Source organism: Thioclava sp. F34-6 (assembly GCF_002213235.1).
Classification (GTDB): Bacteria; Pseudomonadota; Alphaproteobacteria; order Rhodobacterales; family Rhodobacteraceae; genus Thioclava; species Thioclava nitratireducens.
This window is the reverse complement of the sequence record NZ_NBOA01000001.1, coordinates 620,604-635,393: the sequence shown is the minus strand read 5'-3', so window position 1 is coordinate 635,393 and position 14,790 is coordinate 620,604. Positions and strand designations below refer to the sequence as shown.

Annotated in this window: 14 protein-coding genes and 1 tRNA gene; 3 read left to right on the top strand and 12 right to left on the bottom strand. The window is 64.1% G+C overall.

The annotated features are described in order from the left end of the window. Positions 1-51: 51 nt before the first annotated feature. Entirely contained in the window at positions 52-1,113 is a 1,062-nt protein-coding gene (locus tag B6V72_RS02860; RefSeq protein WP_088734574.1) for an ABC transporter substrate-binding protein, read from the bottom strand. 139 nt (positions 1,114-1,252) lie between these two features. Between B6V72_RS02860 and B6V72_RS02855 the strand changes: the two genes are divergently transcribed. Both B6V72_RS02855 and B6V72_RS02850 read left to right on the top strand, forming a co-directional pair. Continuing rightward, complete coding sequence (locus B6V72_RS02855) at positions 1,253-1,885, top strand: TetR/AcrR family transcriptional regulator (protein ID WP_088734572.1); 633 nt, start codon at positions 1,253-1,255, stop codon at positions 1,883-1,885. 12 nt (positions 1,886-1,897) lie between these two features. Then, positions 1,898-2,758 carry a polysaccharide deacetylase gene (locus tag B6V72_RS02850; protein WP_088734570.1) on the top strand — a complete coding sequence of 287 codons (861 nt, stop codon included), beginning with the start codon at positions 1,898-1,900 and terminating at the stop codon, positions 2,756-2,758. A gap of 97 nt (positions 2,759-2,855) precedes the next feature. Here the strand turns inward: B6V72_RS02850 and B6V72_RS02845 are convergent, their stop codons facing one another. From B6V72_RS02845 to B6V72_RS02805, 9 genes are all read right to left on the bottom strand, one after another. Next, entirely contained in the window at positions 2,856-4,679 is a 1,824-nt protein-coding gene (locus B6V72_RS02845; protein ID WP_346394062.1) for an ABC transporter ATP-binding protein, read from the bottom strand. Next, positions 4,676-5,635 carry an acetamidase/formamidase family protein gene (locus B6V72_RS02840; RefSeq protein WP_088734568.1) on the bottom strand — a complete coding sequence of 320 codons (960 nt, stop codon included), beginning with the start codon at positions 5,633-5,635 and terminating at the stop codon, positions 4,676-4,678. The genes B6V72_RS02845 and B6V72_RS02840 overlap by 4 nt, the downstream gene beginning before the upstream one ends. Before the next feature lie 6 nt (positions 5,636-5,641). Next, a complete protein-coding gene (locus tag B6V72_RS02835) occupies positions 5,642-7,273 on the bottom strand; it encodes an ABC transporter substrate-binding protein (RefSeq protein WP_075776625.1) in 1,632 nt (543 codons plus the stop codon). Between the two features lie 74 nt (positions 7,274-7,347). Beyond that, complete coding sequence (locus tag B6V72_RS02830; protein ID WP_088734566.1) at positions 7,348-8,268, bottom strand: ABC transporter permease; 921 nt, start codon at positions 8,266-8,268, stop codon at positions 7,348-7,350. Next, positions 8,268-9,155, bottom strand: coding sequence for an ABC transporter permease (locus B6V72_RS02825; RefSeq protein WP_075776567.1), 888 nt, complete (start codon positions 9,153-9,155; stop codon positions 8,268-8,270). The genes B6V72_RS02830 and B6V72_RS02825 overlap by 1 nt, the downstream gene beginning before the upstream one ends. After that, positions 9,133-9,741 carry an ANTAR domain-containing protein gene (locus B6V72_RS02820; RefSeq protein WP_075776566.1) on the bottom strand — a complete coding sequence of 203 codons (609 nt, stop codon included), beginning with the start codon at positions 9,739-9,741 and terminating at the stop codon, positions 9,133-9,135. Before B6V72_RS02820 ends, B6V72_RS02825 begins: the two co-directional genes overlap by 23 nt. Then, a complete protein-coding gene (locus B6V72_RS02815; protein WP_088734564.1) occupies positions 9,738-10,841 on the bottom strand; it encodes a transporter substrate-binding protein in 1,104 nt (367 codons plus the stop codon). The genes B6V72_RS02820 and B6V72_RS02815 overlap by 4 nt, the downstream gene beginning before the upstream one ends. Before the next feature lie 536 nt (positions 10,842-11,377). Continuing rightward, positions 11,378-11,467 (bottom strand) — tRNA-Ser (locus tag B6V72_RS02810). A 109-nt stretch (positions 11,468-11,576) separates the two neighbouring features. After that, positions 11,577-12,323, bottom strand: a complete 747-nt coding sequence (locus B6V72_RS02805) for an SDR family NAD(P)-dependent oxidoreductase (RefSeq protein ID WP_088734562.1) — start codon at positions 12,321-12,323, stop codon at positions 11,577-11,579. A gap of 251 nt (positions 12,324-12,574) precedes the next feature. On the opposite strand from B6V72_RS02805, the gene B6V72_RS02800 reads away from it, so the two are divergent. Further along, positions 12,575-13,168: an outer membrane beta-barrel protein gene (locus B6V72_RS02800; protein ID WP_158275150.1), complete on the top strand. Its 594-nt coding sequence runs from the start codon at positions 12,575-12,577 to the stop codon at positions 13,166-13,168. Between the two features lie 100 nt (positions 13,169-13,268). Here B6V72_RS02800 and B6V72_RS02795 read toward each other — a convergent pair whose 3' ends face one another. Together B6V72_RS02795 and ppk2 are read right to left on the bottom strand one after the other, a co-directional pair. Continuing rightward, complete coding sequence (locus tag B6V72_RS02795) at positions 13,269-13,877, bottom strand: TetR/AcrR family transcriptional regulator (RefSeq protein WP_075776547.1); 609 nt, start codon at positions 13,875-13,877, stop codon at positions 13,269-13,271. Beyond that, positions 13,870-14,766, bottom strand: coding sequence for a polyphosphate kinase 2 (gene ppk2 / locus B6V72_RS02790; protein ID WP_088734560.1), 897 nt, complete (start codon positions 14,764-14,766; stop codon positions 13,870-13,872). Before ppk2 ends, B6V72_RS02795 begins: the two co-directional genes overlap by 8 nt. Positions 14,767-14,790: the final 24 nt, after the last annotated feature.

The following is a 14,790-nucleotide window of genomic DNA, read 5'->3' as shown; positions in this document are numbered from 1 at the left end:
GCTCCGGCTTGGGGGAAGGGAAGCGCCGGGACGTGGCGCTTCCCGCGTGTGTTAGTGTGCGGTCAGGCTCTGGCGGTAGCCGGACTTGACCAGATCGCCCATCAGCGAGCAGTCGACGCCCTTCGACGCATCGACCTTGTTTTCCATCAGGCCGAGTTTGATCCACCAGTCATTGGTCATCGCGATCGAGTCGACCATCGAGCCGTTGGCCATGCCAAGCGGGCCTTCGCCGTCGAGCACGCCGCAGAGCCGGGCAGACTCGTCGAAATCCATCATGTAGATGCCGCCCTCGAAGGACTTGCCGTTGGTGCCGATAACGTAGCCGACATCCTCGGCGGGCCATTGCAGGAAGGAGGCGATCATCTTGTTGGCCTCTTCGGTATGCTGGTTCCAGTAGGCCAGACCATCCCAGCGCGCCTTCAGTACCGCCAGCGCCGCCTCGCGGTTATCGGCGATGAACTTCTTGTTCATGTAGAGCGCGTCCATGAAGATCCCGGTCTTGAGCATTTCCGGATCGGAGGTGTCGACGATGGAGCGCGCGCCCGGTTTCGCCTCGAGCACCTTGGAAATCCACGGCTCGTACATGTAGGCGGCGGACAGGTCGCCCGACATCATCGGACCGACGGCTTCATCGGCGTTGAGGTTCACCCATTCCACCTGATCGGGAGTGATGCCCTCGGAATCGAGCCAGATCCCCATCAGCAGCTGGCCGATATAGGCCTGCGGGGCCGCGACCTTCTTGCCCGGCAGGTCGGTGGGCTCGGTGTCCGGTGCGAGGATGACGTGATCGACCCCGTAGGAGGGGTTGAGCTGAGCCACGTTCACCACGTCGGTGCCGCGATCCACGACCAGCGGCGTGTAATCGGCGGTGCAACCATAGACGTCGATCTGACCCGCGGCGAGGGCGGCATGCCCGCCCAGCGGATCTTCGAAGATCGTGATGTTGAGATCGTAATCGGGGATCAGGTTCTGCTCCTTGGCGACTTCGAGCATGGCATAGCCCGGCCAGGAGACGCAGACCCCGACATTGACGGTTTCAGCGGCGGCAGCGGAGAGGCTGCCCGCGGAGAGGGCGACCGCGGAGGCGGCGGCGATTTTGAGAACGGAGCGCATAAGCGGACCTCGCTGTTGGTATGGATTCTTGATCTTGTGAAGAAAACTTTATGAGATAAAAACTTTTATGCAATAAAAAATTTGTCTTGACCAAAAACGAGCCATCGCAGACAACTGTTCGCAACCCTAGGAGGACCTTGTGAGCAACCTGCGCGCCCAACAAAAAAAAGACCGTCGCAACCGCATCGTGACATCGGCCAAAGAGCTTTTTCGCGAAAAGGGCTATGACAAGACCACGATCGAGGCGATCGCGGTCGCCGCGGGCGTCTCGGGGGTGACTGTCCACAACTACTACGGAACCAAGGCGGGGGTGCTGCTCGCGCTGGTCATCGAGAGCGACAAGCAGCTCTTGGAACGGCTCGACGCCAGGTTGCCCGGGAAAGAGGCCGATCTCGTCGAGCTGACGCTCGCCTTCGCGCATGAGATCATGGAACACGCGATGCAGACGCTGGAGAAGGAAATCTGGCGTCAGGTCATCGCTGCGGTCACGATCGAGGCGGGCACGCAGCTGTCGAAGGCCTATTTCAAGCTCGACGAACAGCTTGCCTCGGTGCTGGTGCGCCGGATCGAGGCGATGCAGCGGGACGGCCGGCTCAGTGCCGATCTCAACCCGCTCCACCTGGGCCGCGCGCTGTTCCAGCTGCAGAACGCCCGTTTCATCCAGTTCATTTCCACCGACGCCGCGCGCCGGGACGATATCGAGACCTGGCTGCGCAACGATATCGTGGCGCTGTTCTCGGTGACGCTCCCGGTGTCCGCCGATCCTTCCTGAGCGGAGAGTGACATGTTTCTCAACCCGATCACCTGGCCCGAGGGCAAGCGCTGCGCCGCCTGCGTGACCTTCGATATCGACGCGGATTCGTTGATCCGCACCGCCCGTCCTGACGATGCCGAGCTGCGCCTGCAGCCGATTTCGATGGGTCGCTACGGGCCGACGGTCGCGGTGCCGCGCATCCTCGAGACCTATCGCCGTCTGGGCCTCACGCAGACCTTCTTCATGCCCGCCTGGGTGATGCAGAATTATCCCGCGACGGTCGAGGCGATCCTGAAGGCAGGGCACGAAATCGGGCACCATTCGTGGATGCACGAAGACCCCATGGAACATTCCGACGAACGCGAGGCGGAGCTGTTCGAGCGCGCGCTGGAGGTTCATGTCTCGATGACGGGCCGCAAGCCGCGCGGCTATCGCGCGCCGGTCTATTCCTTCACGCCCGCGATGCTGAACCGGTTGATCGAGCACGGGTTTCTCTATGACAGCTCGATGATGGCCGACGAGTTGCCCTACCGCGTCGAAACCCCGAAAGGCAGCCTGATCGAGATGCCGCCGCATTGGGGCACCGATGACTGGCCGCCCTTCGCGCATTTCGGCGAGATCGACTACCTGATGCCGATCCGTGCGCCCTCCGATGGCATCCGCGCCTTCGCCGAGGAGTTCGACGCGATGCACGAGGCAGGCGGGTTCTGGATGCCGGTGCTCCACCCGTTCCTGACGGGCCGGTTGGCGCGCTGGCGCGAGATGGAACGGCTGCTGGAACGCGCCGTGGCGACGCGCGACGTCTGGTTCGCACCGATGGAAGAGATCGCCAGCCATGCGAAAGCTACGGAGGCGACGCTTCGCCACGAACGGATCGGCGTCGAGACGTAAAGCCGCTTCGGGAACGAACGCCACCGATCTGCCAAATAGAACACCGCGGCGCCGAACAGCGCCGCGGTGTTTTCGTTTATCTGTTGGCTGTTCGCGCTTATTCGGCCGCGGTGTCGGAGGGCATCGCGGGGAGATCACCATCCGCCACCAGGTGTCCGTCGCCAACGTCGCGCAGCGTGAGCCGCTGCGGGCCGGTGCCCAGCTTGTAGACCGGGCTGGGAACCTCGCCGGAGAGGCGCGGAATGGGTTCGCGCACCTTGTCGGGGTCGGGGATCGGCACGGCGGCCATCAGGCGCTTCGTGTAGGGGTGCTGCGGTGCGCCGAAGATCTGCGCCCGCGTGCCCATCTCCACGATCTGCCCCATATACATCACCGCGATCCGGTCCGATATGTTCTCGACCACGGCCATGTCATGGCTGATGAACAGGTACGCGATGCCGAACTCGCGCTTCAGTGCCTCGAGCAGGTCCAGCACCCGTGCCTGCACCGACACATCCAGCGCCGAGACGCTTTCATCCGCCACGATCAGTTTGGGCTGCAGCGCAAGCGCGCGGGCGATGCAGATTCGTTGGCGCTGGCCGCCCGAGAACTCGTGCGGATAGCGGTCGAGCTGATCGCGGGTGAGGCCGACGCGTTCGAACAGCGCCGCGACCTTCTCGCGTTGCTCCTCGGGCGTACCGATGCCATGGATCACCAGCGGCTCGGCTACCAGATCGCCCACCCGCATCCGCGGATCTAGCGCGGCCATCGGGTCCTGAAAAACGATCTGCACGTCGCGGCGCATCTCCTTCATCTTCGCGCCGCTCAAACTGCCCATCGTGTGGCCTGCGACCTCGATGCGGCCCTGATGCGGCACGAGGCCGGTCAGCGCCTTCGCGATGGTGGATTTGCCGCAGCCGCTTTCACCCACGAGCGAGAAGGTCTCGCCCTCCATGATGTCGAAGCTTACACCTTCGACCGCGTGCACTCGGTGCGTGACCTGCGACAGGATACCGCCGCGTATGTCGAAATGCACCTTCACGTCGCGCAACCGCGCCACGGGTTTGGCATCCGGGGACGCGCCCGCAGCGCCGCTGCCGTCGCCCATGCGCGGTACCGCGGCCAGCAGGTCCTGCGTATAGGCCTCGCGCGGGGCGGTGAAAATCTGCGAGACAGGGCCGGTCTCGACCGCCTGACCCTGCTTCATGACGATGACCCGCTCGGCCATCTCGGCGACGACGCCCATGTCGTGGGTGATCAGGATGATCGCCGTTCCCATCTCGTCCTGCAGATCGCGCAGCAGATCGAGCACCTCGCGCTGCACCGTCACGTCGAGCGCGGTCGTGGGCTCATCGGCGATCAACACGTCGGGGCGCAGCGCCAGCGCCATCGCGATCATCACGCGCTGCCGCATGCCGCCGGACAGCTCGTGCGGATATTGCGTCATGCGACGCTCGGGTTCGGAGATGCGCACACGCCGCAGTGCCTCAAGCGCACGGGTCCGAGCCTCTGGCTTCGAGACCGGCTCATGCGCGCGGATCGCTTCGGAGAGTTGCAAGCCGATCGTCAGCACCGGGTTGAGCGAGGTCATCGGCTCCTGGAAGATCATCGCGATGCGGTTGCCGCGAATGGCGCGCATCCGGCCCTCGGGCAGGCGCGTCAGGTCTTCGTCATGGAAGCGGATGGCGCCGGAACTGACCCGAAGGGCAGGGGGCGGCAACAGACCCATGATGGCCAGAGAGGTCAGCGACTTGCCCGACCCGCTCTCGCCCGCGATGGCGATGGTCTCGCCGCGTGCGAGCGTGAAGCTCAGATCGCTGACCAACGCGCGCTCGCGCCCCTCCGAGCGCACCGAGATCGTGAGACCTTCGACGGCGAGCACCGGCTGGGCGGTCTCCGGGGCCATGACGGCCCCGGCTTTCGTTTGTTGCATCTCGATCATTCGAACACGTTTCTCGGGAAGTAGAAGCTGACGACCCAGTTGGGCATATCGACGATCTCGGAGATGCGCAGATCGCCACAGGTCGAAACCAGCATATAGGCGTCGACCGCCGACATGCCGCGCTGTGTGCACAGAAGGTCGATCATGCCCGAGACCGCATCGCGCGCGCCCGACATCAGGTCCGGGCCGATGCCCGTCGTGACCTCGTAGCCCGCCGTGTCGAGGTGGCGCGTGACCGGCCCCGGCGTGGTGAAGCGCGGGAATTTCAGCGTCTCGTTCTTGATCAGGTCGAAGCTGAGCACGCAGTTCATCGGGCTTTCGATCGCGGTGCCGCAGACCTCGCCATCGCCTTGGGCGGCATGGGTGTCGCCCACGGAGAACAGCGCGCCCTCGACCTCGACCGGCAGGTAGAGCGTGGTGCCCGCCGCCAGATCGCGAATGTCGAGATTCCCGCCCACGCGGCGCGGCGGGACGATGGAATGCGGGCCGGCTTCTGCCGGGGCGACGCCGATCGTGCCGCAAAACGGTTTGAGACCCACCTTGCCTTCGCTGCCCCAAAGCGCCTTGTCGGGCGAGCCAGCGTCGTATTTCCAGATCGTCAGCGCCGGATCCTCGAACTGATCCGCCAGCAGGCCGAAGCCCGGAATGTTGGCGGTCCAACCCCAGGCGGAGCCTTCCTGCTCGCGCGGGGTGAAGCTGTCGATGGTGACCTTTAGCACGTCACCGGGCTTCGCGCCTTCGACATAGATCGGGCCGGAGACCGGGTTGATCTTGCCGAAATCGAGCGTCTTGACGTCTTCCACGGTCGAGGACGGTCCGAGCTGTCCGGCCGAGCTGTCGTGGCAATGGAATTCGATGGTCGATCCCGGGGCCACCGTCTCGGCCGGGACAAGCGAGTTGTCCCAGCCGAAATGGTGCTGTGCGCCGTGGATCGTATAGTCACAGGCTTTGCACATGCGCGCTTACTCCGTCACGTACACGTAATCGTAGTTCACGGGGATCGAGACCGGGTCGACATAGAGCGCATCTTCGCCGCCCATACGGCTCGACTTCATGGTGTAGCGGTTCTCGTTGAACACCGGCACCCACGGCGCGTCTTCCATGACCTTCATGTAGACGTCGGACCATTTCTGCAGGCGTTCGTCCTGCTTGGCCGGGTCGGTGATCGAGTCCGCCTCGGTCGCCATCGCGTCGAGTTCCTTGTTGCAGTACCACGACCAGTTCCAGCCGCCCTCGACCGCACCCGCGCAACCCAGGATCGGCCCGTAGAAGTTGGACGGATCGGGGAAGTCGGCGATCCACGCCATGCCGCCCGACCAGATCATCGGCGCGGTTTTCGGCGTGCCGCCCGCTTCGATCACGTTGGCCTGCGCCAGCGCCTTGATGTCGACCTTCACGCCGATCTGCGACAGGTCCTGCTGGATCGCCTGGGCGATGCGCGGGTTCGGGTCGGTGTTCATCACGTAGAGCTCGGTCTCGAACCCGTCGGGATAGCCCGCATCCGCGAGCATCTGCTTGGCCTTTTCCTGATCGAAGGGGTAGCCTTCGTAATCCTTGGTATAGCCCGGCATCGACGGCGGCAGCGGCTGGTTCGCGGGCGTGGCGCGACCGTTGATCATCTGCACGATGCGATCCTTGTTGATCGCCATGTTCATCGCCCGACGCACCTCGACCTTGTCGAAGGGCGCCATCTGGGTGTTCAGCGTGATGTAACCGGTATGCAGCTGGCCGCCCATGACGACGCGTTTGGCCTCGTCGGGATTGTTCATCACCTCGTTGAACTTCGCCGGCGGGATGCCATCGCCGGGCACGTCCACCTCACCCTTCTGCAGGCGCAGCAGGGCCACGATCGGCTCTTGGCCGACCTCGAAGGTGATGGTGTCGAGATAGGGGATGCCCTCGCGCCAGTAATCGGCGTTCTTCTGGAACACGAGCTGCTGGCCGATCGTCCAGTCGGCGAGCTTGAACGCGCCGGTGCCGACGGGATGCTTGCCGAAATCGGTGCCGTATTCGTCGACCGCTTCCTTCGGCACGACCGAGGCGAAGTTCAGCGCCATCACGTGCAGGAAGGTCGCGTCGGCGCGCGACAGCTCGATCTTGACGGTGTAGGGATCGACGACGGTCACGCCTTCGAGGCTCGTGGCCGAGCCGTCCGCCATCGCGTCATAGCCCTTGATCGAGCCGAAGAAGCCTGCGCCGGGCGACTGGGTCGCGGGCGTGGTCACGCGGTCGAGCGAGTATTTCACGTCTTCGGCGGTCATTTCGCGACCGTTGTGGAACTTTACGCCCTTGCGCAGGTGGAAGGTGAAGACCGTGCCGTCATCCGAGATCTCGTAGCTCTCGGCGAGGCCGGGGCGCAGCTCGGTGGTGCCGGGAACGTAATCCATCAGCCCGTCGAAGATTGATTTGATCATCGACCAGTTCTGCCAGTCATAACCGATCGCCGGGTCCAGCGTGGCCACGTCATCCTTGTAGGTGATGACGATATCGCCGCCTTCCTTGGCGTTCGGGTCGGGGGTGTAGTCCGCCGCCGCGGCAAAGCTGCCGAAGCCCAGCGACACCGCGAGGGTGCTCGTCACGAGCATCTTTCTCATCAAGCTCATTTTGTCTCTCTTTCTCCGTTGGACGTTAGTCGAGGGGCCCGGTTCCTCCGGGGCTCTGGTTGCGATCAGCGCAGCTTGATGCGCGGATCGATGAAAGGTGTGATCAGGTCGGCCAGCAGGTTGCCCAGCACGATCGCGCAGGCGGATACGAGCGTGACGCCCATGATGATCGGGATGTCGACGCGCTGGATCGCCTGCCAGGCGAGCTGCCCGATGCCGGGCCAGCCAAAGACGCTTTCCACGACGACGATGCCGGACATGAAGATGCCGATATCGATCCCGATCATCGCGATGATCGGCAGGATGGCGTTCGGCATCGCGTGCAGTGCCAGCACCCGGAAGCGCCGCAGCCCCTTGGCGCGGGCGGTACGGATATAGTCCGAGCGCAGCACGTCGATCATCGAGGAGCGCATCATCCGGCTGTACCAGCCCGAGCCCATGATCCCGAGGGTCAGCGCCGGCAGCACGAGGTTCGAGAAGCTGCCGTAGCCGCCGATCGGGAACCAGCTCAGCTTGACCGCGAATACATAGAGCAGAAGCAGGCCGACCACGAATTGCGGCGCCGAGACCGCGACGAACGAAGTGATCATCAGCGACTGGTCGAGCGCGCCGCCGCGGCGGATCGCGGCGACGATGCCCAGCGTGAGCCCCATGATCAGTTCGGCGACGATCGCGCCCAGCATCAGCAGGAGCGTCGCGGGCAGACGCGCGGCGACCAGCGTCGCGACCTCGGTCTTCTGCAGGTAGCTGCGGCCCATATCGCCCTGGAACAACCCGGTCAGGTAGCGCCAGTATTGCACGATGAAGGGCTGATCGAGGCCCAGCTGGTGGCGGATATTGGCAACCGTTTCGGGCGTGGCCGAGCGGCCCGCGATCTGACGCACCGGGTCGGCCGGCAGCACGAAGAGCAGGAAGAATGTGATCAAGGAAACGCCGAGAAGGATCAGGGCAGCCTGGATCAGGCGTCGGATCAGATAGGCCAGCATCAGTCACGCCCTCTCTGCGTCGGGTCGAGCACGTCGCGCAATGCGTCGCCCACGAGGTTGAAGGACAGCGCCAGCAGCAGGATCGCGGCGCCCGGGATGAAGACGAGCCAAGGGGCCGCCTGGAAATAGGTCTGGTTCTCGAAGATGATGTTGCCCCAGCTCGGCGTCGGCGGCTGAACCCCCACGCCGAGATAGCTCAGCGTCGCCTCCAGCAGCACCGTGGTCGAAATCCCCAGCGTGCCCCAGACGATGATCATCGGCACCAGATGCGGCAGGATGTGGCGGAACAGGATGCGCACGGTGCCCGCGCCGAGGGTCCGCTCGGCGGCGACGAATTCACGCTCGGCCAGCGCGGAGGTCTCGGTGAAGACCACGCGCGCCGTCTGCACCCAGTTCACCAGCGCGATCACCATCGCGACGATCCACAGCGACGGCGTGAAGATAGCGGCGAGGCAGATCGCCAGCAGCAGCGCCGGGAAGGCCATCATCAGGTCGGTGAAGCGCATCAGCACCGCACCGATCCAGCCGCGGAAATAGCCTGCCGTCACGCCGATCAGCGTGCCGATAATCAGCGCAAGGCCGTTCGCGACGACGCCGATGATCAGCGAGGTCCGCGCGCCGTAAAGGATGCGCGAGAACAGGTCGCGGCCGAGAAGGTCGGTGCCGAGCCAGAACTTTTCGCCCGGCGGCATGGGGGCGCCTTCCAGCGTCAGCCCGTCGAACATCTGGTCCTGCGGCTCGAATGGCGCGATCCACGGCGCGAAGATCGCGCCAAGCGTTACGATCGCGATGATCGCAAAGCCCAGAAGGGCGAGCTTGCGGCGCATCAGGCGGCGCAAGGCGCTTTGCGGTCGGGCCGGTCCCTCAGCCAAGGTCGCGTCGGTCATCGGTCTTCCTTTGTTCGTCATGGTTGGCGACGATGCGGCGCGCGGCATCCTCGAAACTCACGCGCCAGGCCATCGCCATCTGGCGGAGCTGGTCATAGGCCTCCGCCTCACTCTTTCCCCGCGCGGCCAGCAGAGTGACCGCCCGCACCACCGTCTGGCGCTCGTCGAGGCGGCGACGCAGATCCGCGATCTCCGCCGAAAGCTGCGCCCGCGCCTCGAAACCGAGCCGCGCGATCAGCAGCGCTGAATAGACCCCGCCATCGCCCACCGGTTTGAGGAGCTGCGCATGGGCACCGGCTTCCAGCGACCATTCGATCCGGCCCGGCGCTTCGGTCCCGATCAGCGCGATCATCGGCATCGGGCTTTGCCCCGGCTTCCACGGGAATTGCTCGTCATAGCCCTGATCCGCGTCGAAGAAGACGAAATCGCCCGACAGCGCTTCCGCCGGAAGTTCGGGCCAGCAATGCACGACCGTCAGGCCGATCGCGCGCAACTGCCGCTCGAGCGCCTGCACGGTCGCGTGCGGGCGATGCAGGATATAGGCGCGGGCGCCACCGAGATCGGGGATGCGGATCTTGCGCTTCATGACACCACCTTCAGTCGGGGCGCGCCGGGCGAGACCGCGTTGCGACCCCGTGCGAGATAGGGGTCGCCCGCGACGGCTTCGAACCGCTCGCGAACGGTGAAAGCGCCGTTCTCGACCTGCGCGATCAGGACGGGCAGGGCGGTATGGTGGGTCGAGGCGTCGATGCCCTCGGTACCCTGCGGCGCATCGTGCAAGAGTTGTGCGAGGCTCTGGTCCGGGGCGTCTTCATGCCCCGAGAGCAGAAGCGCGAGACGATAGACCGAGGACCACGCGGCCGCTTCATGCGAGGAGCCGAAATTGCGCTGCGCCTGCGGCCAACCGGTCGCGCCGCGGAAATACGGCCCGGCGGCCACGAGCCCCTCGGCCGCGCCCGGATGGATCGCGGGCAATTCGCATTCGGTCAGATTGCATGAGAGGATCGGGCAGGTCTCGGGCCGGAAATGGGCGTCCTCCTGACCGAGCCTGTGATAGGCTTCGAGGAAGGCGTATTGCGACGGGCCGATCAGGTTGTTGAGAATGAAATCGGGCCGGGTCGCGCGAATTTCAGCAATCATCCGGTCGACATCAAGCGAGCCGAGCGGCAGGTAACGTTCGCCCAGAACCTCGCCGCTAGCGGTCGAGATCACGTCTCGGGCGAGCCGGTTCATCTCCCAGCCCCAGATGTAATTCGAGCCGGTCAGAAAGCCCCGCCGTCCCAGCCGGGCGAAGGCCCAGCCGAGCATTGGCAGCAGGTGCTGGTTCGGGCAGGCATGGGTGTAGACGACATGATCGGAGGCTTCGAACCCTTCGTAGGGCACCGCGTACCAGAGCGTACCGCCCGCTTTCTCCAGCGTCGGGATCACTTCCTTGCGGCTCCACGACGTGACGCAGCCGATCACGTGGCGGGCCTCGCTGTCTCGCAGAATTTCCTCGCAGAGCGGACCGTAGGCGTCGATGTTGCCCTCTGGGTCGCGCTCGACCGGAGCAAAGGTGAGCGGGAAATCGGGCATCGCGTTGATCTCTGCAATCGCGCTCAGCGCCCCGGTCCGGCAAGCCTCTGAAATCAGAGAATAGCTCCCCGAGCGGGAATATAGCAGGCCAAGTTCGATCCGTTTCTTCATATCCGCTCCCGCAGCACCCCTGATCCAAAACGCAAAACGCCCCGCTGACTTGCCGCAGGAAAGCGGTGTCAAAGCGAGGCGCAATTGCCGTTCGGGTTGTTCCGATGTGGAAACAAATTTGCAGCGTGAGACTCAGGCGGCAAGCGCAAATTGCGAAACCTCTGCGGGTTCACAGCTCAGAGGTGGATTTTTCGGGGTGGCTGCACAAAATTTGTGCACAAAACCGTCATCTGAGAGCAATGTTTTGTCACACTCCGGTGAGAATCGGTTTTGGAGGGATCGGTTTCTTTCGTCAGAGGACGACGCGCCGCGTCTGCCGCCGGGAACAATACTCCCGGCGCGGCGACTGGCTTCGGTCCGGGAGCCTCTGACTTTCCGCAGGGGGCGGCTGTTTGCCAAAATTCGGAAGCCGGGAAAAGGGCAAGCGCTCCGCTGGCATGGCAAATTCACCGAAAGAGCTGGGACACGCGCCGAGCTACGCTAGCTAAACGCTGATTTTCTTGGATATTTTCCCCACATTCATTCGCCGGGGAAAGTGGCGGAGAGACAGGGATTCGAACCCTGGGTCGGCTCTCACCGACAACGGTTTTCGAGACCGCCGCATTCGACCACTCTGCCACCTCTCCGCATCAGGGGTCGTTTCGTAGGGCGGGATTTAGCCGCCCTCGCGCGCCCTTGCAACCCGTTTTTCGAGGATTTTTTCAGATCCTTCGCAAAGCCGTCATAAACGTGAGGTCAACGCATCCGGAGCGCCCCGTCGAGGCGGATCACTTCGCCGTTCAGATAGCCGCTCTGGACGATGAAACCGGCAAGTTTGGCGTATTCCGAGGGATCACCGAGCCGCTTCGGGAAGGTGACTTCGGCGGCGAGGCTGTCCTGCACCTCCTGCGGCAGGCCCTTCATCATCGGCGTGGCGAAAATGCCCGGCGCGATGGCGCAGCAACGGACGCCCTGGCTGGCCAGATCGCGGGCGAGGGGCAGGGTCATCGCGACGATTCCGCCTTTTGACGCCGCATAGGCTGCCTGGCCCTTCTGGCCGTCGAAAGCCGCGATGGAGGCAGTGTTGATGATCACGCCACGCTCGGGGCCCGGGTTGCGGGCCATCTCGGCGGCGGCGAGGCGGGCGACGTTGAAGCTGCCCACGAGGTTGATGTCGATCGTGCGCGCGAAGCTCTCGAGCCGGTGCGGCCCGTCGCGGCCGACCACGCGCTCGCCGGTGGCGATACCGGCGCAATTGACCGCCACATCGATGCCGCCCATCGTGTCTACTGCGGCTGCGATCCCGGCGGCGACGCTGTCCTCGGAGGTCACGTCGACCTCGGCGAAGGTCGCGCCGATCTCTGCCGCATAAGCCTCGCCGCCCGCCTGGTCGCGGTCGAAGAGCGTCACCTGCGCGCCCGACTCAACGAAGTGCCGCGCGGTCGCAGCCCCCAGCCCCGAAGCGCCGCCGGTGATGATGGCGCGAATTTTGCTCAACTCCATGTGATACTCCCTCGAAATGAACGCGTGTTCATTAACCAGTGGAACCGCCGCTTTGTCCAGTGTTGCCAATGCATTTTGCGGCTGCAGCATCCGGCACCCCGATCACGTCTTGTGACAGCTTCGGCAACCTGCCGCCTATGGCCGGAACCAAGCCGATTGACGTTGCATTGAATGAGCATAGGTCCGGGCAACGGATCTGATCCAAAACGTCTCAACGGGGGATGAACCCCCAAGACAGGAGAGAGAGAAACATGAAACGTATCATCGTTACGTCGAGCATTCTGGCACTCGCTGGCTCCGCCGCGATGGCGGGCGGCTACACCACCCCGGCACCGGCTCCGGAAGTCACCCCGGCCCCGGTCGCGGTCGCGCCCGCGCAGTTCAGCTGGGACGGCTTCTATGCCGGTGCTCAACTCGGCTACGGCAAGGCTGACCAGTCGATCGATGGCGACGGCGTCGTGGGCGGTCTGCACGCGGGTTACCTGCGCGACTTCGGCGGCTATGTCCTCGGTGGCGAGCTTGCCTATAACGCCGCGAACATCGACGACAACACCACCGGCGCGAAGGTCAACTCGATGACCGACCTCAAGATGATCGCCGGTGCGCCTTACAACAACATGCTGTTCTACGGCACGCTCGGTGCGTCCTACGTCGACGCTGAAGACAATTCGGGCGCCAGCTACTCCGACACCGTTCCGCTGGTTGGCGTCGGCATGAAATATGCCATCAACCCGAAGTGGACCGTCGGTACCGAGCTCGACTACCGCAAGGGCAACAACTTCGACGGCACCACCAACGATCTGAACACCACGACGCTGAACCTCACCGCGTCCTACAAGTTCTGATCTGGAACGGATCGTCTGATATCGACGGGCGGGGGGAAACCTCCGCCCGTTTTTCTTTGTCCGGATGATGCTGCGACGCGGCGGGATCGCGCAAGGCCGCTCAATCCGGAGCGATCAGGCCCAGCCCGCGCAGATAGACGCCGATGCCGCTTTCCAGAAGGTCCTCGGGGGCATAGGGCGCGCGATTTCCCTCGCGGGAATAAAGCTCCACGACGCCGTGGCTCATCGCCCAGACATGCGCCGCGACCATCGCGACGGGCGGGCGCTTTTCCGGCGGCATATGCGCCATCAGGGCGCGCGTCGCCCGTTCCATCGCGTCGCTGGATTTGCGCGCCACCGCCGCAAGATCGGGTGAGCGGTTGGGCGATATGCCGCTTTCGAACATCGCCATGTAGTGACCGGGATATTTCCGCGCGAAGGCGAGATAGGCGCGCCCCACCGCCGAGAACGCCGCCAGCGCCGAAGGCTTGCCGCCGTTCCACGCGTGATCCAGCAGGTCGCCGAAGATCAGATAGCCCTGCCGCGCACATTCCGCGATCAGGTCCTCGCGCCCCTCGAAATGGCGATAGACCGCAGCCGGGGTCACGCCTGCGCGTTTCGCCGCTTCCGAGAGCGTGAAGCCGGTCGGGCCCTTCTCCTCGATCAGCTCCAGCGCGGAGGCTACGAGCGCCTGACGCAGGTTGCCGTGATGATAGCCTTGCTTAGACATTCAGAACGTCGATGCCACCGCAGATTTCACCGTCGATCTCGCCGATCGCGTCGCGGTCCTTATGCGCATAATCGACCGCGTTCAACACCGTCTGGATCGCGGCGATCCGGGCGCGTTTCTTGTCGTCCGAGCGGATTACCGTCCAGGGCGCATGCGCATTGTCGGAGCGCGCCAGCGTCTCCCGGATCGCGTCGGAATAAGCGTCCCAGCGCTTGAGCCCTTCGACGTCGATCCAGCTCAGCTTCCACTGTTTGAGCGGATCCTTCTCGCGCTTGAGAAAACGGCGCAACTGTTCGGCGCGATCCACGTTGAGCCAGAGCTTCACGAGGATGATCCCGTCATCGACCAGCATCTTCTCGAAATCGGGCAACTGGCAGAAGAAATGCTCGCGCTGCTCGGGCGTGCAGAAGCCGAAGACATGTTCCACCACGCCGCGGTTGTACCACGAGCGGTCGAACATCGCGATCTGGCCCGCGGCCGGAAGCCAGTCGACATAGCGCTGGAAATACCATTGCGTGGCTTCGGTCTCGGTGGGCTTCGGCAGCGCCACGACATAGGCCGAGCGCGGGTTCAGGTTCTGCCGCATCCGCCCGATCGTGCCGCCTTTGCCTGCCGCGTCGCGCCCTTCGAAGATCACCGCGATCCGCTTGCCGGTTTCCTTGGCGTCCCAGAACATCTTGACCAGTTCGACCTGAAGCGCATCCATGTGACGGTCGTATTTCTTGCGCTTCATCTCCTCGTCGTAAGGGTAGGAGGGCGAGAGCATGTCATCCTTGCCCGCCTTCTCGATCGCCTCGCGCACGACATCCGGCGCTTCCTCCTCGAGGTAGCGGGTGATGTCGCCCACGAAGGGGATATCGAACGGCGGGTCGCTCTTGTCCTTGGCCATGATCTGCCTTTTGTCGTTTCACGG